We start from the raw sequence: 1,461 nt of genomic DNA, 5'->3' as shown, positions 1-1,461 counted from the left end.
GGATATTCTCGAGGTCAAGGCCGCCATCACAGGCATCCAAACAGCCTTTGAAGAGACGGGAATTAGCATCCCCCTCCAGGCACAAATTACCCTCGATACTACTGGCCGGATGCTTTTCGGAACCGATATCGCTGCTGCCCTCGCCATCCTCGAAGGTTTGCCGATTGATGTGATCGGGATGAATTGCTCTACCGGCCCCGAGCATATGCGCGAACCAATCGCCTTTCTCGGGGAAAATGCCCCTCTGCCGGTATCCTGCATCCCCAACGCAGGGCTCCCGCTCAACGTCGATGGCGAGGCCGTCTACCCCCTTGAGCCGGAACCCTTTGCAAATGCGATGATCGAATTCGTCGAGAAAAATAATATTTCGGTAGTGGGCGGATGCTGTGGGACGACCCCAGAACATCTTAAACTGCTGGTCGATAAATTAAACGATAATAAATCTCCAACGCGCCCGAGTCACTCTACGCCTCGGCTTGCTTCCGGGATCCGATCATTTAACATGCGTCAAGAGCCCGCGCCCTTGCTGATCGGTGAACGTTGCAATGCCCAGGGCAGCCGTAAATTCAAGCGCTTGCTTCTTGCCGAAGATTGGGATGCCATCCTTGAAATCGCGCGCGGCCAGGTTGATAGCGGTGCCCATGCCCTCGATATCTCTGTTGCCGTCACCGAAAACGACAACGAAGCCGGGCTGATGCGTACCGTCGTCCGGAAATTGGTCACGGCAGGGATTGACGTGCCTTTGGCCTTTGATACCACCGACCCGGAGGCCATGGAAGCAGGATTAAAGGTCGCACCCGGACGCTCACTGATCAATTCCACACATCTCGAAAGTGGCCGAGAAAAAGCCGATAAGATCTTCGGCCTCGCCAAGAAGCATAATGCAGCGGTTTTAGTCCTGACCATTGATGAAGAGGGCATGGCGAAAACCGCCGAACACAAGCTGGAAGTAGCCAAGCGAATTTATGATATTGCGATCAATGACCATGGGTTGCAGCCCAGCGATCTGGTCTTTGACGTCCTGACCTTTACCCTCGCCACTGGTGAAGCGGAATATATTGATTCAGCAAAAGATACCATTGAAGGGATCAAGCTGATCAAGGCTGAATATCCCGGTGTTTTCACTTCCCTGGGTGTGAGCAATGTCTCCTTTGGGCTGAGCAAAGCTGCCCGCCCGGTGATCAACAGCGTTTTCCTCTATCACTGTGTTAAGGCAGGGATGGATATGGCGATCATCAACCCGGCGCATACGCCGCCTTATTCGGAGATCCCTGCCGAAGAGCGTGAGCTGGCTGAAGATCTGATCTTTAACAACCGCCCCGACGCCCTCCAACGGGTGATCGAATATTTCGATGGACGAGAATCTACGGCTGATTCAGCTCAGGCCAACCCCACCGAGGGGATGACCCTCGCTGAGCGCCTGCATTGGCGGATTGTCCATCGTCAACCCGCGCAAGCTGG

The 1,461-nt window shown here is 54.4% G+C and carries 1 protein-coding gene; it reads left to right on the top strand.

Features of this window, described 5'->3' with window-relative positions; genetic code table 11:
• A partial coding sequence (locus AC3DOM_RS14985; RefSeq protein ID WP_487919852.1) for a dihydropteroate synthase occupies window positions 1–1,461 on the top strand: 1,461 nt, incomplete at both ends.

Source organism: Candidatus Desulfolinea nitratireducens (genome assembly GCF_982879505.1).
Note: the sequence above shows the minus strand (reverse complement) of the source record. Positions and strands in the feature narration are given on the sequence as shown.